Raw genomic sequence first — 15774 nt, 5'->3', positions numbered from 1 at the left:
GCTGCTGCGCGGCACCCTGGCCACCCACGTCTCCGACGCCCAGTGCGGCTTCAAGGCCATCCGCGCCGACGTCGCCGCCCGCCTGCTGCCCCTGGTGGAGGACACCGGCTGGTTCTTCGACACCGAACTGCTGGTCCTGGCCGAGCGCGCCGGGCTGCGCATCGCCGAGGTCCCCGTGGACTGGGTCGACGACCCCGACAGCCGCGTGCACATCGTCTCCACCGCCCGCGCCGACCTCGCCGGCATCGTGCGCATGTGGCGCGCCTTCACCACCGGCCGCCTCCCGTTGGCCGACCTGCGCGCCCAGATCGGCCGCGGCCCCCTCGTCGAACCCACCCTCGACGGCGTCCCCAGCGGCCTGGTCGGACAACTGGTCCGCTTCGCCGCCATCGGCGCCGTCTCCACCCTGGCCTACCTGGCGATCTTCGTCGGCCTCCGGCACACGATGGACCCGCAGCCGGCCAACCTCGTCGCCCTGGCGGTCACCGCGGTGGCCAACACCGCGGCCAACCGACGCTTCACCTTCGGCCGCTCCGGCCGCGCGGGCGCAGTGCGCGCCCAGGGCCAGGGCCTGCTGGTGTTCGCCCTCGGCCTGGTGCTGACCAGCGGCAGCCTCGGCCTGCTGCACGCCACCGTCGCCGTCCCCGGCACCGCGCTCGAGCTCGCCGTCCTGGTCGCGGCCAACGCGGCCGCGACCGTCCTGCGCTTCCTGCTCCTCCGGCACTGGGTGTTCCGCGCCCGGCCCGCCGCACCCGTCCCCGCCGTCCACCCCGAACTGGAGACCAGCCGATGACCACCGTCGAGGCGCCGCCGACCACCCCACCCGCCGACCACCCCGCGCCGCGCCGACGGTCCCGCGTGCTGCGCGGCCCGGCCGACGACCCGCGGTGGGTGCGGCCGTCCCTGCTGGGCCTGCTGGCCGCCACCGGGTTGCTGTACCTGTGGGACCTGTCGGCGTCGGGCTGGGCCAACGCCTTCTACGCCGCCGCGGTGCAGGCCGGGTCCGAGAGCTGGACGGCGTTCTTCTACGGGTCCTCCGACGCGGCGAACTCCATCACCGTCGACAAGCCCCCGGCCTCGCTGTGGGTCATGGAGATCGCCGTCCGGCTGTTCGGGCTGAGCTCCTGGTCGCTGCTGGTGCCGCAGGCGCTCATGGGGGTGGCGACCGTCGGCGTGGTCTACCTGGCCGTCCGCCGGGTCACCTCGGCCGGAGCCGGGCTGCTGGCCGGGGCCGCCATGGCGCTGACCCCGGTCGCCGTCCTGATGTTCCGGTTCGACAACCCCGATGCCCTGCTCGTCCTGCTGCTCACCCTCGCCGCGTACCTGCTCACCCGGGCCCTGCAGTCGGGCCGCCGCGCGACCCTGGTCGGCGTCGGCGTGCTCATCGGCGCCGCCTTCCTGACCAAGACCCTGCAGGCCTTCCTCGTCGTCCCCGGGTTCGCGCTGGTGTGGCTGGTCTGCGCCCCGACCGCGTTCCGCAAGCGGCTGGTCGACCTGTTCCTCGCGGGGCTGGCGATGGTCGTCGCCGGCGGGTGGTGGGTCGCCGTCGTCGAGCTCGTGCCCGCCTCCGCCCGGCCCTACATCGGGGGGTCGCAGACGAACTCGGTGTGGGAGCTGATCTGGGGCTACAACGGCCTGGGCCGGCTGACCGGCGACGAGACCGGGTCGGTCGGCGGGGGCGCCGGCGGTGGCTGGGGTGCCACCGGCCTGGGTCGGTTGTTCGACGCCGAGCAGGGCGGTCAGATCGCCTGGCTGCTGCCGGCGGCCCTGGTGCTCGCGGTCGCGGGGCTCGTGGTCGCGGGTCGGGCCGGGCGCGCCGACGCCCGCCGGTCGGCGCTGCTGGTGTGGACCAGCTGGCTGCTGGTCACCGGGCTGACCTTCTCCTTCATGGCCGGGATCTTCCACGCCTACTACACCGTGGCGCTGGCGCCCGCGGTGGCCGCGACCGTCGGGATCGGCGGGTCCCTGCTGTGGTCGCGACGGGGTTCCTGGTGGGCCCGCGGTGTGCTGGCGGCCACCGTCGCCGGGACCGGGGTGTGGGCCTGGGTGCTGCTGCGCCGGTCGGCGGACTTCCTGCCGTGGCTGGCGCCGGTCGTGCTGGGTGCCTCCCTGCTCGCAGCGCTGGGCCTGCTCGCGGTGCACCGGGCCCGGCGGGCCGTCGTCGGCGGCGTCCTCGGCCTGGCCGTCGTCGCCGCCCTCGCCGGGCCGGCGGCCTACGCCGTGCAGACCGCGGGGACGGCGCACACCGGCTCGATCGTCACCGCGGGCCCGGCGGTGAGCGGCGGGTCCGGCCCGGGCGGTGGTGGCTTCCCGGGCGGTGGCCAGGGCGGTCCCGGTGGAGGACAGGGCGCACCCGGGGGCGGCCAGGGCGGCCCCGCCGGCGGTCTCCAGGCCCCCACGGGCGCGGTCGCGGGTGGTCCGGGCGCGGTGGGCGGCACCGGCGACGGCGCCGGCGGGCGCACGGCCGGTGGCGGGATGGGCGGGTTGCTCGACGCCACCGACCCCGGCTCAGAGGTGGTCGCGGCGCTGTCGGAGGACGCCTCCTCCTACACCTGGGTGGCGGCGGCCGCCGGCTCGCAGAGCGCGGCCGGCTACCAGCTGGCCACCGAGGAACCGGTCATGGCGATCGGCGGGTTCAACGGCAGCGACCCGTCGCCGACCCTGGCGGAGTTCCAGCAGTACGTCGCCGACGGCGCCGTCCACTGGTTCATCGCCGGCGGCGGCACGGGTGGCGCGGGTGGCAGCGGTTCGTCCACGTCGTCGGAGATCACCTCCTGGGTGGAGGAGACCTTCACCGCGACCACCGTCGACGGCGTCACCCTCTACGACCTCACGCAGCCGCAGGCATGACCGCCGCCGCGCCCCGGGACCGGCTGACCCGGCCGGACGGCAGTCCGCTGCGGGTGCTCGTCGTCGACGACGAGCTGCCGATCCGCGAGCTGCTGTCCCTCGCCCTGCGCTACGAGGGCTGGGACGTGACGACCGCCGCCGACGGGGCCGAGGCGGTGCGCGCGGCCCGGGAGACGCGGCCCGACGCCGTCCTGCTGGACGTGATGCTGCCCGACGTGGACGGCCTGCAGGTCCTGGGCCGGCTGCGCGCCGACCTCCCGCAGCTGCCCGTGGTCTTCCTGACGGCGCGGGACGCCGTCGAGGACCGCGTCGCCGGCCTCACCGCCGGTGGCGACGACTATGTCACCAAGCCCTTCGTGCTGGCGGAGGTGGTGGCCCGGGTGCGGGGCCTGGTGCGCCGCACCCTGCGGGGGCCCGACGACGGGCTGCTGGTCGTGGGGGACCTGGTGCTGGACGAGGAGACGCACGAGGTCACCCGCGGCGGGGAGGACGTCGTCCTGACCGCGACGGAGTTCGAGCTGCTGCGGTTCCTGATGCGCAACCCGCGCCGGGTGCTGTCCAAGGCCCAGATCCTGGACCGGGTCTGGCAGTACGACTTCGGCGGCCAGGGGAACGTGGTGGAGCTCTACATCTCCTACCTGCGCCGCAAGGTCGACGCCGGGCGACCCCCGATGATCCACACGCTGCGGGGTGCGGGCTACGTGCTGAGGCCGGGGCAGCCCCGGTGACGGCGCAGCGCACCGGCGGGTTCCGCCGCCGGCTGGTGGTGGCGTGCGCGCCGGTGCTCGTCCTCGCCGGGGCCCTGACCATCCCGGCCGTCGGGGGAGGCTCCGTGCAGACGGCGGCGGTGGTCAGCGCGTCCGGGGCCACCAGCGCTGCGGGGGAGACGACCGGCGAGGTGAGCAGCAGCGGCAGCGACCCGGCCGCCGTCCTGGCGGAGGTCGAGGCCGCCGCCGTGGCTGCGGGCGGGACCATCGCGGTCACCGTGCTGGACGCCGACGGCGACACCGTGCTCGCCTCGGCCGACGCGTCGGCGCCGGTGTACACCGCGTCGCTGGTCAAGCTGCTGGTGGTGCACCAGCTCCTGCTGCAGGCCGAGGCCGGGGACGTCGTCCTCACCGCCGACGACCTGGAGCTCATGCAGTCGGCGATCGAGGCCTCCGACGACGACGCGATGGACCAGCTGTGGGTGGAGTTCGACGGCGAGGCCCTCGTGGCGGACGCCGTCGAGACCTTCGGCCTGACCGGGACGGCGCCGCCGACCGAGGCCGGGCAGTGGGGGCAGACCACCACCACCGCTGCCGACCAGGCGACGGTGCTCGCCACCTGTGCCGACACGCTCACCGGGGAGGACGCCCAGCTGCTCACCGGGTGGCTGCGGTCGACCACCCCGACGGCCGCCGACGGGTTCGACCAGACCTTCGGCCTGCTGTCGCCGGGCACGGGCCAGGTCGCGGCCAAGCAGGGCTGGATGTGCTGCCTGGACGACACCCGGTGGCTGCACTCCACCGGGGTGCTCCACGACGGCACGGTCGTCGTCCTGCTCGGCACCTTCCCCGGGTCGACCAGCTGGACCGAGGCCGCCGGGGCGCTGGACGCCGCCGCCTCCGCGGTGGCGGCCGCCACCTGAGGCGAGGTCGGGGCCCGCGGACGCGGGACGGGCCGGGACACTGGTCCGGTGACGTCGCGCCCTCCCGCCCGCCCGGCCCGGCGAGCCGCCACCGCGATCGCCGCTGCGCTCGCCGCCGGGGCCGTCGCCGTGCCCGCCGGGCTGCTGGCCCGTGCCACCTGGGGGCTGCCCGCCGCGATCGGCGCCGGCCGCCGGGGGGCGCTGCCGGGGACGGCGGGCTCGGCGCAGTTCCGCGACGGCACCTTCAACAACCGGCTGCCCGGCCCGGTGATGGCCCCGGTCAGCGCCCTCGGCGGCCTGCGGCGGCAGCTGCACCGGGAGCGGGACCGCGGCCGGCCGGTCGGCGCGGTGCCGGTGGTCCGGCCGCACGTCCCGGCGCAGGCGGCCGAGCTGGCGGCGACGTGGCTGGGCCACTCCACGGTGCTGCTGGAGGTCGAGGGCCGCCGGGTGCTGGTCGACCCGGTGTGGGGGCACCGGGTCTCGCCGTCCCCGCTGTTCGGGCCCACCCGCCTGCACGCGCCGCCGCTGCCGCTGGCCGACCTCCCGCCGGTCGACGCCGTGCTGGTCTCCCACGACCACTACGACCACCTGGACCTGCCCACGGTGCGGGAGCTGCTGCGGGGCACCGCGGCGCCCTTCGTCGTCCCGCTCGGGGTGGGGGAGCACCTGCGCGGCTGGGGCGTCCCCGAGGACCGGGTGGTCGAGCTGGACTGGGACGGCACGACCTCGGTCGCCGGTCTGACCCTGGCCTGCACCGAGGCCCGGCACTTCTCCGGGCGCTGGTTCGGCCGGGACAACACCCTGTGGAGCTCGTGGGTGGTGCGGGGCGAGCGGCGCGCGGTGTTCTTCGGCGGCGACACCGGCTACACGCCGGCCTTCGCCGGCATCGGTGGGCGGTGGGGCCCCTTCGACCTGGTGGTCCTGCCCGTCGGCGCCTACGACCCGGCCTGGCCGGCGGTGCACCTGACGCCGGAGGAGGCCGTGCAGGTGCACGGCGACCTCGGCGGCGGCCTGCTGCTGCCGGTGCACTGGGCGACGTTCAACCTGGCCTTCCACCCGTGGGCCGAGCCGGTGCAGCGGTTGCTCGCCGCGACCGCACGGACCGGGGTGCCGGTCGTCGTCCCCCGGCCCGGCGGGCGGGTGGACGTGCTGGACCCGCCGGACGTCGAGGACTGGTGGAGCGCCGTCGGGTCGGTCGAGGACCGGGCCCGGTCACCGCATGGCGTCGGCGACGGTGGCGAAGTCGGCGGCGGGGACGGTGAACAGGCCGCGGCGGAACGGCAGGCCCCAGTGCGCGGGGTCGGTGACGAAGGACAGCTGCGGCACGAGCGGGCCGACGTCGGCCGGCCGTGACGGGTGGAACTCGACGTCCAGCCGCCACGGCCGGAAGTCGGCGGAGACGGTGACCTGGTACGGGGCGTCGCCGGTCACGGTGGCCAGAGCGGTGAACTGCCGGACCGGCGTCCCGCCGCGCAGGCTCGTGCGGGGGGAGTAGTAGGCGATCCGGTCGCCCGGGCGCAGCCGGCGGAGCCGGGTGCTCGCGCCGTGGTCGGCCTGGGTGAAGCCGCCCCGCTCGGCGCCCCGGACGTGGTCCAGGCTCACGGTGGCCACCCAGTACCGGGGGCCGGTGGCCTCAGGCACGGTCGTGGACGGTGATCCGGTAGCCGTCCGGGTCGGCGAAGGTGAAGGTGCGGCCGAACGGACCGTCGACCGGCTCGGCGGTGATGGGGTGCCCGTCGGCGGCCAGCGCGTCGTGGATGGCCTGCGCGTCGGGGGCGTGCAGCCAGACGGCGGCGCCCACGCCCGGCTGCGGGGCCGCGTCCAGGTCGGTGCCGGGGACGACGTCGCGCAGCGCGAACGCGATCGGGCGGGTGTCGAACACCACGGCGTGCGGCGGGCTGAACCCAGCCCGGACCAGGCCGAGGTAGCGCTCGTAGAAGGCGGCCGAGGCCTCGAGGTCGCGGGCCTGCAGGGAGATGAAGTCGGGACCGGTGACGGCCATGGTGGGGCTCCTGTCGATGTCAGTTGTTTGACACGCAGACGGTATGTCAGACTTCTGACATGAGTCAAGCGGGTTCGGGCATCGACCTCCCGACGTCGGTCGGGTACCTGCTCAAGCAGGCCTCCAGTGCCCTGCGGACCGCGATGGACGAAGCGCTCCGGCCGCTGGGCATGACGATCACGCACTACTCGTGCCTGGAGCTGCTGGCCCAGCGGCCCGGCCTGTCCAACTCCGAGCTGGCCCGGGGTGCCTTCGTGACCCGGCAGTCCATGAACGTGCTGCTGCAGGCCCTCGAGCGCGCCGGCGAGGTGACCCGGCCCGACGTCGCGCCGTCGGGCCGGGTCCTGCCGGTCACCCTCACCGACCGTGGCCGCCGGACCCTCGCGCAGGCCAGTGCCGCGGTCCGGGCCGTCGAGCTGCGCATGCTGGCGGGGTTGTCCGACCGCGAGCAGCAGGAGGCCCGCCGCATCCTGGCCGGCCTGGTCGACGCCCTGGCAGCCCCCGCCCCGACGACCGGCTGACGACGGCGGGCGTCACCGGAGCCGGCGGTAGGGCACCCCGCCGGTGATGACCGCGGCCATCATCCCGGCTGAGTAGAGGTCCCCGGGGAAGGGGAGCTCGGGCCGGCTCGCCTCGTCCAGCCGGGCGCGGAGGTCGGCGGTCAGCCCGGTGCCGGCCGCGGCGAGGTTGCCGGCGAGCTGCTCGGGCGTGCGGGCGCCGACCAGCACGGTGTCCACCCCCGGCCGGTCGAGCAGCCAGGCCAGCGCCACCTGGGCCGGGGGCGCGCCGAGGTCGGCCGCGACCTCGCGCAGCACCTCGAGCACCGCCCAGTTCTGCGGGGTGTCCTTGCTGTCGCCGAAGGGGTTGGGGCCCGACAGCCGCCCCGCACCCGGCCGCTCGCCCCGCCGGTACTTGCCCGACAGCAACCCACCGGCCAGCGGGCTCCACGGCACGATGCCCATCCCGAGCTCCCGGGCCGCCCGGACGTGCTCGCCCTCCACGGTCCGGGCCACGAGGGAGTACTCGACCTGCAGGGCGACGGGGCCGGGGACGCCGTGCGCGGCGGCGAGGGTGGCCACCTGGGTGGCGTACCAGGCCGGGACGTCGGACAGGCCCCAGTGGGCGACCTTCCCGGCGCGGACCAGGTCGACCATCGTCGACAGCAGCTCCTCGGCGGGGGTCACGTCGTCCCAGACGTGCAGCCAGTACAGGTCGACCGAGTCGGTGCCCAGCCGGCGCAACGAGCCCTCGAGCGACCGGACGGCGTTCCTCCGTCCGGCGCCGCCGCCCAGCGGGCCGCCGCCGGGGTGGAACCCGTACTTGGTCGCGAGGACGACGTCGTCGCGGGCGCCGCGCTCGCGCAGCAGCTCGCCGAGCAGCTCCTCGCTGCGCCCGCCGGCGTAGACGTCGGCGGTGTCCACCGCGTTCCCGCCGGCCTCCAGGTAGGCGTCGAGGACGGCGGCCGAGGTGGTGCGGTCGCTGCCCCACTGCTCGTTGGCCATCGTCATCGTGCCGAGGGTGAAGGGGCTGACCAGCAGCCCGGACCGGCCCAGCGTGCGCAGCGGCGGGGTCACGGGTCAGGCCACCCGCGCGGCGAGGATGCCGCCGTCGACGTCGATCGAGCTGCCGTGCACGAACGCGGCCTCGTCGCTGACCAGCCAGCGCACGGCGTAGGCGACGTCGACCGGGCGGACCGGGCGCCCAGCCACGGTGCGGGCGGTCATGGCGTCGAGCACCTCGGCGGCGTCGGCGTTGCCCGGGGTGGCGGTGGCCCCCGGGGCGACGCCCGTGACGCGGACCCCCCGCGGCCCGTACTCCGCGGCCCAGGAGCGGGTCAGCTGCTCGGCGGCGGCCTTGGTGGCGGTGTAGAGCGCGCCGAAGGGGCTGCCGACCCGCGCCATCCAGGACCCGATGGTCACCACGGCCCCCTCGCCGCGGTCGGCCATCGCCGGGGCGAGCGCGCCGACGAGCACGTGCGGGGCCCGGACGTTGACCGCGAGCAGGCGGTCCAGGTCGTCGTCGGCGAGGTCCTCGGTGGCCCCGACCGGGTAGACGCCGGCGTTGTTGACCAGCACGTCCAGCCGCCCGCCGGCCAGCTCGACGGCGCGGGCGGCGGTCTCCCGCAGCTGCGCGGGCGGTGCGTCCAGGTCGGCGACCAGCGGGAGGGCCGTGCCGCCGGCACCGGTGATCGCCGCGACGACGGCGTCGGCCCGGTCGGCGTCGCGGCCGCTGACGAGGACGGTGGCCCCCGAGGCGGCGAGCACGTGCGCGACGGCCTCGCCGATGCCGCTGGTGGAGCCGGTGACCCACGCGGTGCGCCCGGCCAGGCGCACGTCGCGGGGGAGGGTGGACAGGACCTCGTGGTTGGACTGCATGGTCCAGTTCGTACCAGGAGTGGACCGAGCGGTCCAGTCCAGTACGGTGGACCGCGTGGCCGAGCTGACCGAGCGGGGACGACGGACCCGGCAGCGCATCGTGGAGGAGACCGGTCGGCAGATCCTGGCGGCCGGCATCGGTGGCACCACGCTGGACGACGTCCGCGCCGCGACCCTGACCAGCAAGTCGCAGCTGTTCCACTACTTCCCGGGCGGCAAGGACGAGCTGGTGCGCGCCGTGGCCGAGTGGGAGGGGGCCCAGCTGATGGCCGCGCAGGAGCCGTGGGTGCACGACCTGTCCACCCGCGAGTCCTGGGAGGCCTGGCGCCAGGCGCTCGTCGACTACTACATCGGGCAGGGGCGGTGGGCGTGCCCGATCGGCTCGCTGGCGTCGGAGGCCGCCGCCCGCAACCCCGAGCTGGCCGCCGTCGTCGCGCAGGCCTTCCGGGACTGGGGGGCGCTGCTGGCGGCCGGCGTGCGCCGGATGCAGGACGCCGGGCGGCTGGGCGGGCACGTGGACCCCGACCGGGTCGCGGCGTCGATCATGTCGGCCATCCAGGGCGGGCTCGTGCTGAGCCAGCCCCTGCACGACCCGTGGCCGCTGGAGGCCGCCCTCGAGCAGGCCCTGCACGCCCTGGACACCCCCGCGCCGCGCTGACCGCACCGCCGGGGCAGGGCACTGTGCGGTCCCGGAAACCTGGCCGACGCCGGAGGGCCCGCCACCCGGTCCGGACGTAACGACATCTCGTTCCGGACGTCACCACGGGGACACACCCGGGGACCACCGTTCTGGACATGACCACGGGGCGGCGCCGGCGGGTGCACGACGCGCACCGCCACCTCGGCGTCCTGCCCGCCTTCCCCTTCTACGGCGGCCCGCCGGTCAACCCCGACACCACCGCGCGGGCCACGATCGCGGAGCTGCGGGCCGACCTGGACCGCGAGGGCACCGAGTGCGCCCTGGTCATCCCCAACTACGGGGTACCCGACCCGACCGCCTCCTTCGCGCTCAACGAGCTGGTGGTGGAGGCCGCGCAGACCGACGAGCGGATCCGCGCCGGGCTGTGGACCAGCCCCCGGCCGCAGGACGCCGTCGCCACCGAGAAGGCCCTCGCCCTCGCCGGTGAGCGAGGGGTCAGCGCGCTCAAGCTCTCCTTCCTGCTCGGCGGACGGGTGACCGACGAGGCCTGCCGGCCGCAGCTGGACGCCATCTTCGGCGCCGCCCGGGAGCACGGGCTCGTGGTCCACGTGCACACCAGCCCCGGCGCGGCGAGCGACATCGACGAGGTCGCGGGCCTGGTCGAGGACTACGCCGACGACGTCGCCGTCCACCTCGTGCACATGGGCGGCGGGATGAGCGGCCACATCAAGCTCATCGGGCAGAGGTTCTTCGCCTGGGTCGCCGCCGGCAAACGGGTCTACACCGACACCAGCTGGGCCATCGGCTTCGCCCCGCGCTGGTTCGCCGCCGAGATCGAGCGGCACGGCATCGGCCACGACCGGGTGCTCTTCGCCTCCGACCAGCCCTGGGGCGACTTCGCGGGCGAGCACGCCCGCCTCGCGGCGGCCACCGGGGACGGCGAGCTCGCCGACCTGGTCTTCCGCCGCAACTTCGAGCAGCTCCACCAGCTGACCTGACACCGATCACGATGGAGGCACCCCTGTGACCACGCCGCTCGCCACGCCCGAGGAGATCAAGGCCAACGCCGAGGCCAGCCTGGCCGAGATCCCGCACCCCTCGCTGCCCAAGGGCAGCAACCTGTACGGCTCGACCAAGATCTTCCCGGACTACCAGGCCGGCGAGGGCGAGAGCTACCTGACCCTGGTGCACGGCATCGCGCACGAGTCCTCGGTCAGCTTCGTGGCCTGCCTGCAGGCGCTGCGCGCGCTGCGCAAGGGCTATGAGTCGGTCCTGTACTTCTACGGCCCGGCCGCGATGAACGCGATGGCCACCCGCGGCTTCCCGACCACCGGCGACTCCGCGTTCCCGGGCGAGCACAACATCAACGCCCAGATCGAGAAGTTCATCGAGGAGGGCGGCACGGTTTACGTCTGCCGCTTCGGGCTCAGCCTGCACGGCCTGCGCGAGGAGGACCTGATCGCCGGCTGCATCCCCTGCCACCCGCTGGACGTCCAGGACGCCCTCATCCACTACGCCCGCAAGGGCGCCATCATCAACTCCACCTACAACCTCTGAGCGCGCGGCCATGACCTCGACGCCGATGCGGCCCGGCGACCGCGTGGGACACCGCGTCGACCTGGCGCTGCTCGGCGTCCGGGTCGACGCCCCGGTCCGGCGACGGGCCGGGGCGGGCCCCAGCGACGACGGCCACGTGCTGCTGGACGGCACGGGCGTCGCCCTCCCGCTCAACCCCGACAGCCCGTACTCGATCAGCGGGGGCCGGCTGCTGCTCGACGGCGCCGACCTCGGGTTCGACGCCGAGGCGGTCGAGCGGCCCCGCTTCTACGACCTGACCACCGCCGACGGCGTGCCCTACGAGAAGCTGGCCCGCCTGCACGGCAAGGACGTGCTGGCCACCACCGTGGTGCAGACCTGCATCCGCTACGACGAGGCCGACCGCTGCCGGTTCTGCGCCATCGAGGCCAGCCTCGCCGCCGGTGCCACCACCGCGGTGAAGACCCCGGCGCAGCTGGCCGAGGTGGCCGAGGCCGCCGTCCGGCTCGACGGGGTGCGGCAGGTGGTGATGACCACCGGCACCACCAACGGCCGTGACCGCGGCGCCCGGCACCTGGCCCGCTGCGTCCGCGCGGTCACCGCCGCCGTGCCCGGGCTGCCGGTCCAGGTGCAGTGCGAGCCGCCGGCGCCCGAGGACCTCGCGGCCATCGGTGAGCTCAAGGACGCCGGGGCCACCGCGATCGGCATCCACGTCGAGTCGCTGGACGACGCCGTGCGTGCCCGGTGGATGCCCGGCAAGGCCAGCGTGCCGATGAGCCAGTACGACGCCGCCTGGGCCGAGGCCGTGCGGGTCTTCGGCCGCAACCGGGTCTCCACCTACCTGCTGGTCGGTCTGGGGGAGGACCCCGACGAGCTCGTCGCCGGCGCGCTCGACCTGGCCCGGCGCGGCGTCTACCCCTTCGTCGTCCCGTACCGGCCGTTGGCGGGGACGCTGGCCATGGCCGACGGGGTGGGCGCGCCCGACCCCGCCGTGCTGGCCGACGTGACCACCCGGGTGGCCGCGGGCCTGCGGGCGCTGGGCATGCGCGGCGCCGACCAGGGCGCCGGCTGCGCGGCGTGCGGTGCCTGCAGCGCCCTGCAGGCGGCCGGCGGATGACCGCGCAGGGGGCCTGGGAGCACAACGTGCTGCTGGTCGACCACCGGCTGCCCGTCGCCCGCCCGGGCTGGCAGCTGGAGGAGGCCGACGCCGCCGGGGTGGCCGCCCACCGGGAGCTGCGCCGGCGGGCGTTCGTCGAGGAGCAGGGCCTGTTCGCCGGCACCGACCTCGACGACACCGACGCCGACCCGCGCGCCGTCGTCCTGGTGGCCCGCGGGTCCGACGGCACGGTGCTCGGCGGCGTCCGGCTCGCCCCCGCCGACCCCGGCGGGCCCGACGTGGGCTGGTGGACCGGGTCCCGGCTGGTCGCCGCACCCGGGTCGGCACCCGGGATCGGCCCCGCCCTGGTGGCCGCCGCCTGCGCCCGCGCCGAGCAGGCCGGCGCGCTGCGGTTCGACGCCACCGTGCAGGACCGCTACGCCGGCCTGTTCACCCGGCTGGGCTGGCAGGTCGTGGCGCCGACGGCGATCGCCGGCCGCCCGCACACCGCGATGACCTGGCCCATCGGCCGGCTGGCGGCCCTCGCGCGCGCCACCAAGTCACCCCTCGGTGGCCTGCTCGCCGGGTTCTCCTCCGCGGACGGGGGACTGGGCGGACCCGGGTTCGTCGGCGACGACGGCGCTCCCGTGCCCGGTACCGACGTGGTGGCCGCCTGCGACGCGATCCTGCCCTCGATGGTCGAGCGCGACCCGGAGTGGGCCGGCTGGTGCGGCGTGCTGGTCAACGTCAACGACCTGTCGGCGATGGGCGCGGTCCCGCTCGGCCTGCTGGACTCCGTCGGCGCCCGCGACGCCTCCTTCGCCGCGCGCGTCGTCGGCGGTCTGCGTGCCGGGTCGGCCGCCTGGGGCGTGCCGGTGCTCGGCGGGCACACCCAGCTCGGCGTCCCCGCCGCGCTCTCCGTCACCGCGCTGGGCCGCACCGACCGACCCGTCCCGGCCTCGGGCGGGCGCCCCGGACACCAGGTCCGGCTCACCGCCGACCTGGGCGGGGGCTGGCGGGCCGGTGCCACCGGCCGCCAGTGGGACTCCACCACCGGCCGGACCACCGCGCAGCTGCAGCAGCTGGGCTCGGTGGTCGCGCGCACCGCCCCCGCGGCCGCCAAGGACGTCTCCATGGCCGGCCTGGTCGGCACGCTGGGGATGCTCGCCGAGGCCAGCGGCTGCGGTGCGGTGCTCGACGTCGCCGCCGTCCCCCGCCCGGGTGCCGCGACCGTGGGCGACTGGTTCACCTGCTTCCCCGGCTCGGCCTTCCTGACCACCGACGCCGCCGACCGCGGCGTCGCCCCCGCGGGCCCGGCGACCACCGGCACCTGCGGCGAGCTGGTCCCCGGGTCCGGCGTGCTGCTGCGCTGGCCCGACGGCTCGACCACCCCCGCCCTCGCCGGTCCGGTGACCGGCCTCGGCGCATCCAGAACCGGTGCACCGCGCCCACCCGAGGAGTCCCCGTGACCACCTTCGCCGCCGTCGCGGCCCCGTTCGGCCGTGACCTCGACGCCGCCTTCGCCCGGATCGAGGGCCTCGTCGCCGACGCGCGGGCCCGCGGCGTGCAGCTGCTGGCCCTGCCGGAGGCCACCCTCGGCGGCTACCTGGCCTCCCTGGGGGACCACGGCGTCGCCGAGGTGCTGCCCGAGCACGCACTGCCACCCGCCCTGGACGTCGACGGCCCCGAGGTCGCCCGGCTGGCCGCCGTCGCCGGGGACATGGTGGTCACGGCCGGGTTCTGCGAGTCCGACGGCACCGACCGGTACAACACCGCGGTCGCGGTCACCGGCGACGGGGTGCTCGGCGTGCACCGCAAGGTGCACCAGCCGCTCGGGGAGTCCAACGTCTACGCCGCGGGCGACGGCTTCGCCGCCTTCGAGACGCCGGTCGGCCGGATCGGCATGATGATCTGCTACGACAAGGCCTTCCCCGAGGCGGCCCGCACGCTGGCCGTCGACGGCGCCGAGGTCGTGGTCTGCATGTCGGCCTGGCCGGGCTCGCGCACCGGTGCCGCCGCCGACCTGGCCGAGGACCGCTGGACCCGCCGGTTCGACCTGTTCGACCAGGCCCGGGCGCTGGAGAACCAGATCGTCTGGGTGTCGGCCAACCAGTCGGGGACCTTCGGCTCGCTGCGGTTCGTCTGCAGCGCCAAGGTCGTCGGGCCCGGCGGCGACGTGCTCGCCACCACCGGCACCGCACCCGGCACCGCGGTCGCCAGCATCGACGTGGGGGAGGCGCTCGCGGGGGCCCGCCGGGCGATGGGGCACCTGCGCGACCGCCGTCCCGAGACCTACGGGGTCGGGGCGGTCGCGTGACGCTCACCGAGACCGCACCTGCCCGCACCGCCCTCCCGCAGCACGTGCCGGTCGCCGTCGTCGGCGGCGGCCAGGCCGGGCTGTCGATCTCCTGGCACCTGGTGCAGCGCGGCGTCGAGCACGTGGTGCTCGAGCGGGCGACCGTCGCCCACGAGTGGGTCGACGCCCGCTGGGACACCTTCTGCCTGGTCACCCCGAACTGGCAGTGCCAGCTGCCCGGCTGGCCCTACCGCGGCGACGACCCCGACGGCTTCATGCTGCGCGACGAGATCGTCGACTACGTCCGCTCCTACGCCGCCTCCTTCGACCCGCCGGTGCACGAGGGGGTCGCGGTCACCCGGCTGTCCCCGGCCGCCGAGGGCGGCTACACCCTGGCCACCAGCGCGGGGGAGGTGCACGCCGACCAGGTGGTGCTCGCCGTCGGCGGCTACCACCTGCCCGTCGTCCCGCCCTACGCCACCGCCCTGCCCGAGCGGATCGCCCAGCTGCACTCCCAGCAGTACCGCAACCCCGGCCAGCTGCCCGAGGGCGACGTGCTGGTGGTGGGGACCGGCCAGTCGGGCGCGCAGATCGCGGAGGACCTGCACCTCGCGGGCCGGCGCGTGCACCTGGCGGTGGGCAGCGCGCCGCGGATCGCCCGGCGCTACCGCGGCCGGGACGTGGTGGCCTGGCTGCACGACCTGGGCCACTACGACATGCCGGTCGAGCAGCACCGGGACGGCGAGGCCGCCCGGGTCGGCACCAACCACTACGTCACCGGCCGGGACGGCGGCCGCGACATCGACCTGCGCACCTTCGCCACCCAGGGCATGCAGCTCTACGGCACGCTCACCGGGGTGCGCGACGGCGTCCTGCGGTTCGCCCCGGACCTGACCGCGCACCTGGACCGGGCCGACGCCGTCGACGACAGCGCGAAGGACCTCATCGACCGGCACATCGCCGCGCACGGCATCGACGCACCCGTCGAGCCCCGCTACGTGCCGGTCTGGGCGCCCGCGGAGGACCCGTCCGCCCTGGACGCCGCCGCGATCGGCAGCGTCGTCTGGGCGATCGGGTTCCGCGCCGACTGGTCCTGGGTGAAGGTGCCGGTCTTCGACGGCGCCGGCTACCCCACCCACGTCCGCGGCGTCACGGCCGCCCCCGGGCTGTTCGTCCTCGGCCTGCCGTGGTTGCACACCTGGGGGTCGGGCCGGTTCTCGGGCATCGCCCGGGACGCCGAGTTCGTCGCCGACCGGATCACCGACCTCACCGCCGCCGGCACCCGCACCGGCCTGGGCAGCGCGCTGGCCGTGGCCGCCGCGTCCTCGGCGTCCCGGGTCGCGTGAGGC

The 15774-nt window shown here is 76.1% G+C and carries 16 protein-coding genes and 1 pseudogene; 13 read left to right on the top strand and 4 right to left on the bottom strand.

The annotated features are described in order from the left end of the window. From BLT39_RS20460 to BLT39_RS20440, 5 genes are all read left to right on the top strand, one after another. Positions 1-793: GtrA family protein (locus BLT39_RS20460; RefSeq protein WP_207508253.1), on the top strand; the 793-nt coding region annotated here is incomplete at its 5' end. After that, on the top strand, positions 790-2850 hold the full coding sequence (locus BLT39_RS20455) for an ArnT family glycosyltransferase (RefSeq protein WP_091068520.1): 2061 nt from the start codon (positions 790-792) through the stop codon (positions 2848-2850). The genes BLT39_RS20460 and BLT39_RS20455, both read left to right, overlap by 4 nt. Further along, positions 2847-3578, top strand: coding sequence for a response regulator transcription factor (locus BLT39_RS20450; RefSeq protein WP_091068517.1), 732 nt, complete (start codon positions 2847-2849; stop codon positions 3576-3578). The genes BLT39_RS20455 and BLT39_RS20450 overlap by 4 nt, the downstream gene beginning before the upstream one ends. Then, on the top strand, positions 3575-4480 hold the full coding sequence (locus BLT39_RS20445; protein ID WP_091068515.1) for a hypothetical protein: 906 nt from the start codon (positions 3575-3577) through the stop codon (positions 4478-4480). Before BLT39_RS20450 ends, BLT39_RS20445 begins: the two co-directional genes overlap by 4 nt. A 48-nt stretch (positions 4481-4528) precedes the next feature. Beyond that, positions 4529-5833, top strand: coding sequence for an MBL fold metallo-hydrolase (locus tag BLT39_RS20440; RefSeq protein WP_207508251.1), 1305 nt, complete (start codon positions 4529-4531; stop codon positions 5831-5833). On the opposite strand, the pseudogene BLT39_RS23160 reads toward BLT39_RS20440, so the two are convergent. Together BLT39_RS23160 and BLT39_RS20430 are read right to left on the bottom strand one after the other, a co-directional pair. Continuing rightward, positions 5765-6082 (bottom strand): annotated as a pseudogene (locus BLT39_RS23160) (EVE domain-containing protein); the annotation flags it as partial. The gene BLT39_RS20440 and the pseudogene BLT39_RS23160 sit on opposite strands and share 69 nt — an antisense overlap. A 31-nt stretch (positions 6083-6113) precedes the next feature. Beyond that, the gene (locus BLT39_RS20430; RefSeq protein WP_091068508.1) at positions 6114-6482 is read right to left on the bottom strand and encodes a VOC family protein; all 369 of its coding nucleotides are present in this window, start codon (positions 6480-6482) and stop codon (positions 6114-6116) included. A 59-nt stretch (positions 6483-6541) separates the two neighbouring features. On the opposite strand from BLT39_RS20430, the gene BLT39_RS20425 reads away from it, so the two are divergent. After that, entirely contained in the window at positions 6542-7003 is a 462-nt protein-coding gene (locus BLT39_RS20425) for a MarR family winged helix-turn-helix transcriptional regulator (protein WP_091068504.1), read from the top strand. A gap of 12 nt (positions 7004-7015) precedes the next feature. Here BLT39_RS20425 and BLT39_RS20420 read toward each other — a convergent pair whose 3' ends face one another. Continuing rightward, positions 7016-8056 (bottom strand): aldo/keto reductase, encoded by a 1041-nt coding sequence (locus tag BLT39_RS20420; protein WP_207508249.1) that lies wholly within the window; start codon positions 8054-8056, stop codon positions 7016-7018. Positions 8057-8059: 3 nt separating this feature from the next. Then, the gene (locus BLT39_RS20415) at positions 8060-8857 is read right to left on the bottom strand and encodes an SDR family NAD(P)-dependent oxidoreductase (protein ID WP_091068500.1); all 798 of its coding nucleotides are present in this window, start codon (positions 8855-8857) and stop codon (positions 8060-8062) included. Positions 8858-8912: 55 nt separating this feature from the next. On the opposite strand from BLT39_RS20415, the gene BLT39_RS20410 reads away from it, so the two are divergent. The 7 genes from BLT39_RS20410 (at position 8913) to BLT39_RS20380 (ending at position 15771) form a co-directional block, all read left to right on the top strand. Further along, positions 8913-9515: a TetR/AcrR family transcriptional regulator gene (locus BLT39_RS20410; protein WP_091068613.1), complete on the top strand. Its 603-nt coding sequence runs from the start codon at positions 8913-8915 to the stop codon at positions 9513-9515. A gap of 137 nt (positions 9516-9652) precedes the next feature. Beyond that, on the top strand, positions 9653-10495 hold the full coding sequence (locus BLT39_RS20405; RefSeq protein ID WP_091068498.1) for an amidohydrolase family protein: 843 nt from the start codon (positions 9653-9655) through the stop codon (positions 10493-10495). 25 nt (positions 10496-10520) lie between these two features. Further along, positions 10521-11054 (top strand): MSMEG_0572/Sll0783 family nitrogen starvation response protein, encoded by a 534-nt coding sequence (locus tag BLT39_RS20400; RefSeq protein ID WP_207508241.1) that lies wholly within the window; start codon positions 10521-10523, stop codon positions 11052-11054. A 10-nt stretch (positions 11055-11064) separates the two neighbouring features. Beyond that, a complete protein-coding gene (locus BLT39_RS20395; RefSeq protein WP_242658582.1) occupies positions 11065-12150 on the top strand; it encodes an MSMEG_0568 family radical SAM protein in 1086 nt (361 codons plus the stop codon). Then, positions 12147-13598, top strand: a complete 1452-nt coding sequence (locus tag BLT39_RS20390; RefSeq protein WP_091068492.1) for an MSMEG_0567/sll0787 family protein — start codon at positions 12147-12149, stop codon at positions 13596-13598. The genes BLT39_RS20395 and BLT39_RS20390 overlap by 4 nt, the downstream gene beginning before the upstream one ends. Continuing rightward, complete coding sequence (locus BLT39_RS20385) at positions 13595-14446, top strand: carbon-nitrogen hydrolase family protein (protein ID WP_091068490.1); 852 nt, start codon at positions 13595-13597, stop codon at positions 14444-14446. Before BLT39_RS20390 ends, BLT39_RS20385 begins: the two co-directional genes overlap by 4 nt. Next, positions 14443-15771 (top strand): MSMEG_0569 family flavin-dependent oxidoreductase, encoded by a 1329-nt coding sequence (locus BLT39_RS20380; protein WP_091068487.1) that lies wholly within the window; start codon positions 14443-14445, stop codon positions 15769-15771. Before BLT39_RS20385 ends, BLT39_RS20380 begins: the two co-directional genes overlap by 4 nt. Positions 15772-15774: the final 3 nt, after the last annotated feature.

It is taken from the genome of Klenkia brasiliensis (genome assembly GCF_900100695.1).
GTDB lineage: Bacteria > Actinomycetota > Actinomycetes > Mycobacteriales > Geodermatophilaceae > Klenkia > Klenkia brasiliensis.
Note: the sequence above shows the minus strand (reverse complement) of the source record. Positions and strands in the feature narration are given on the sequence as shown.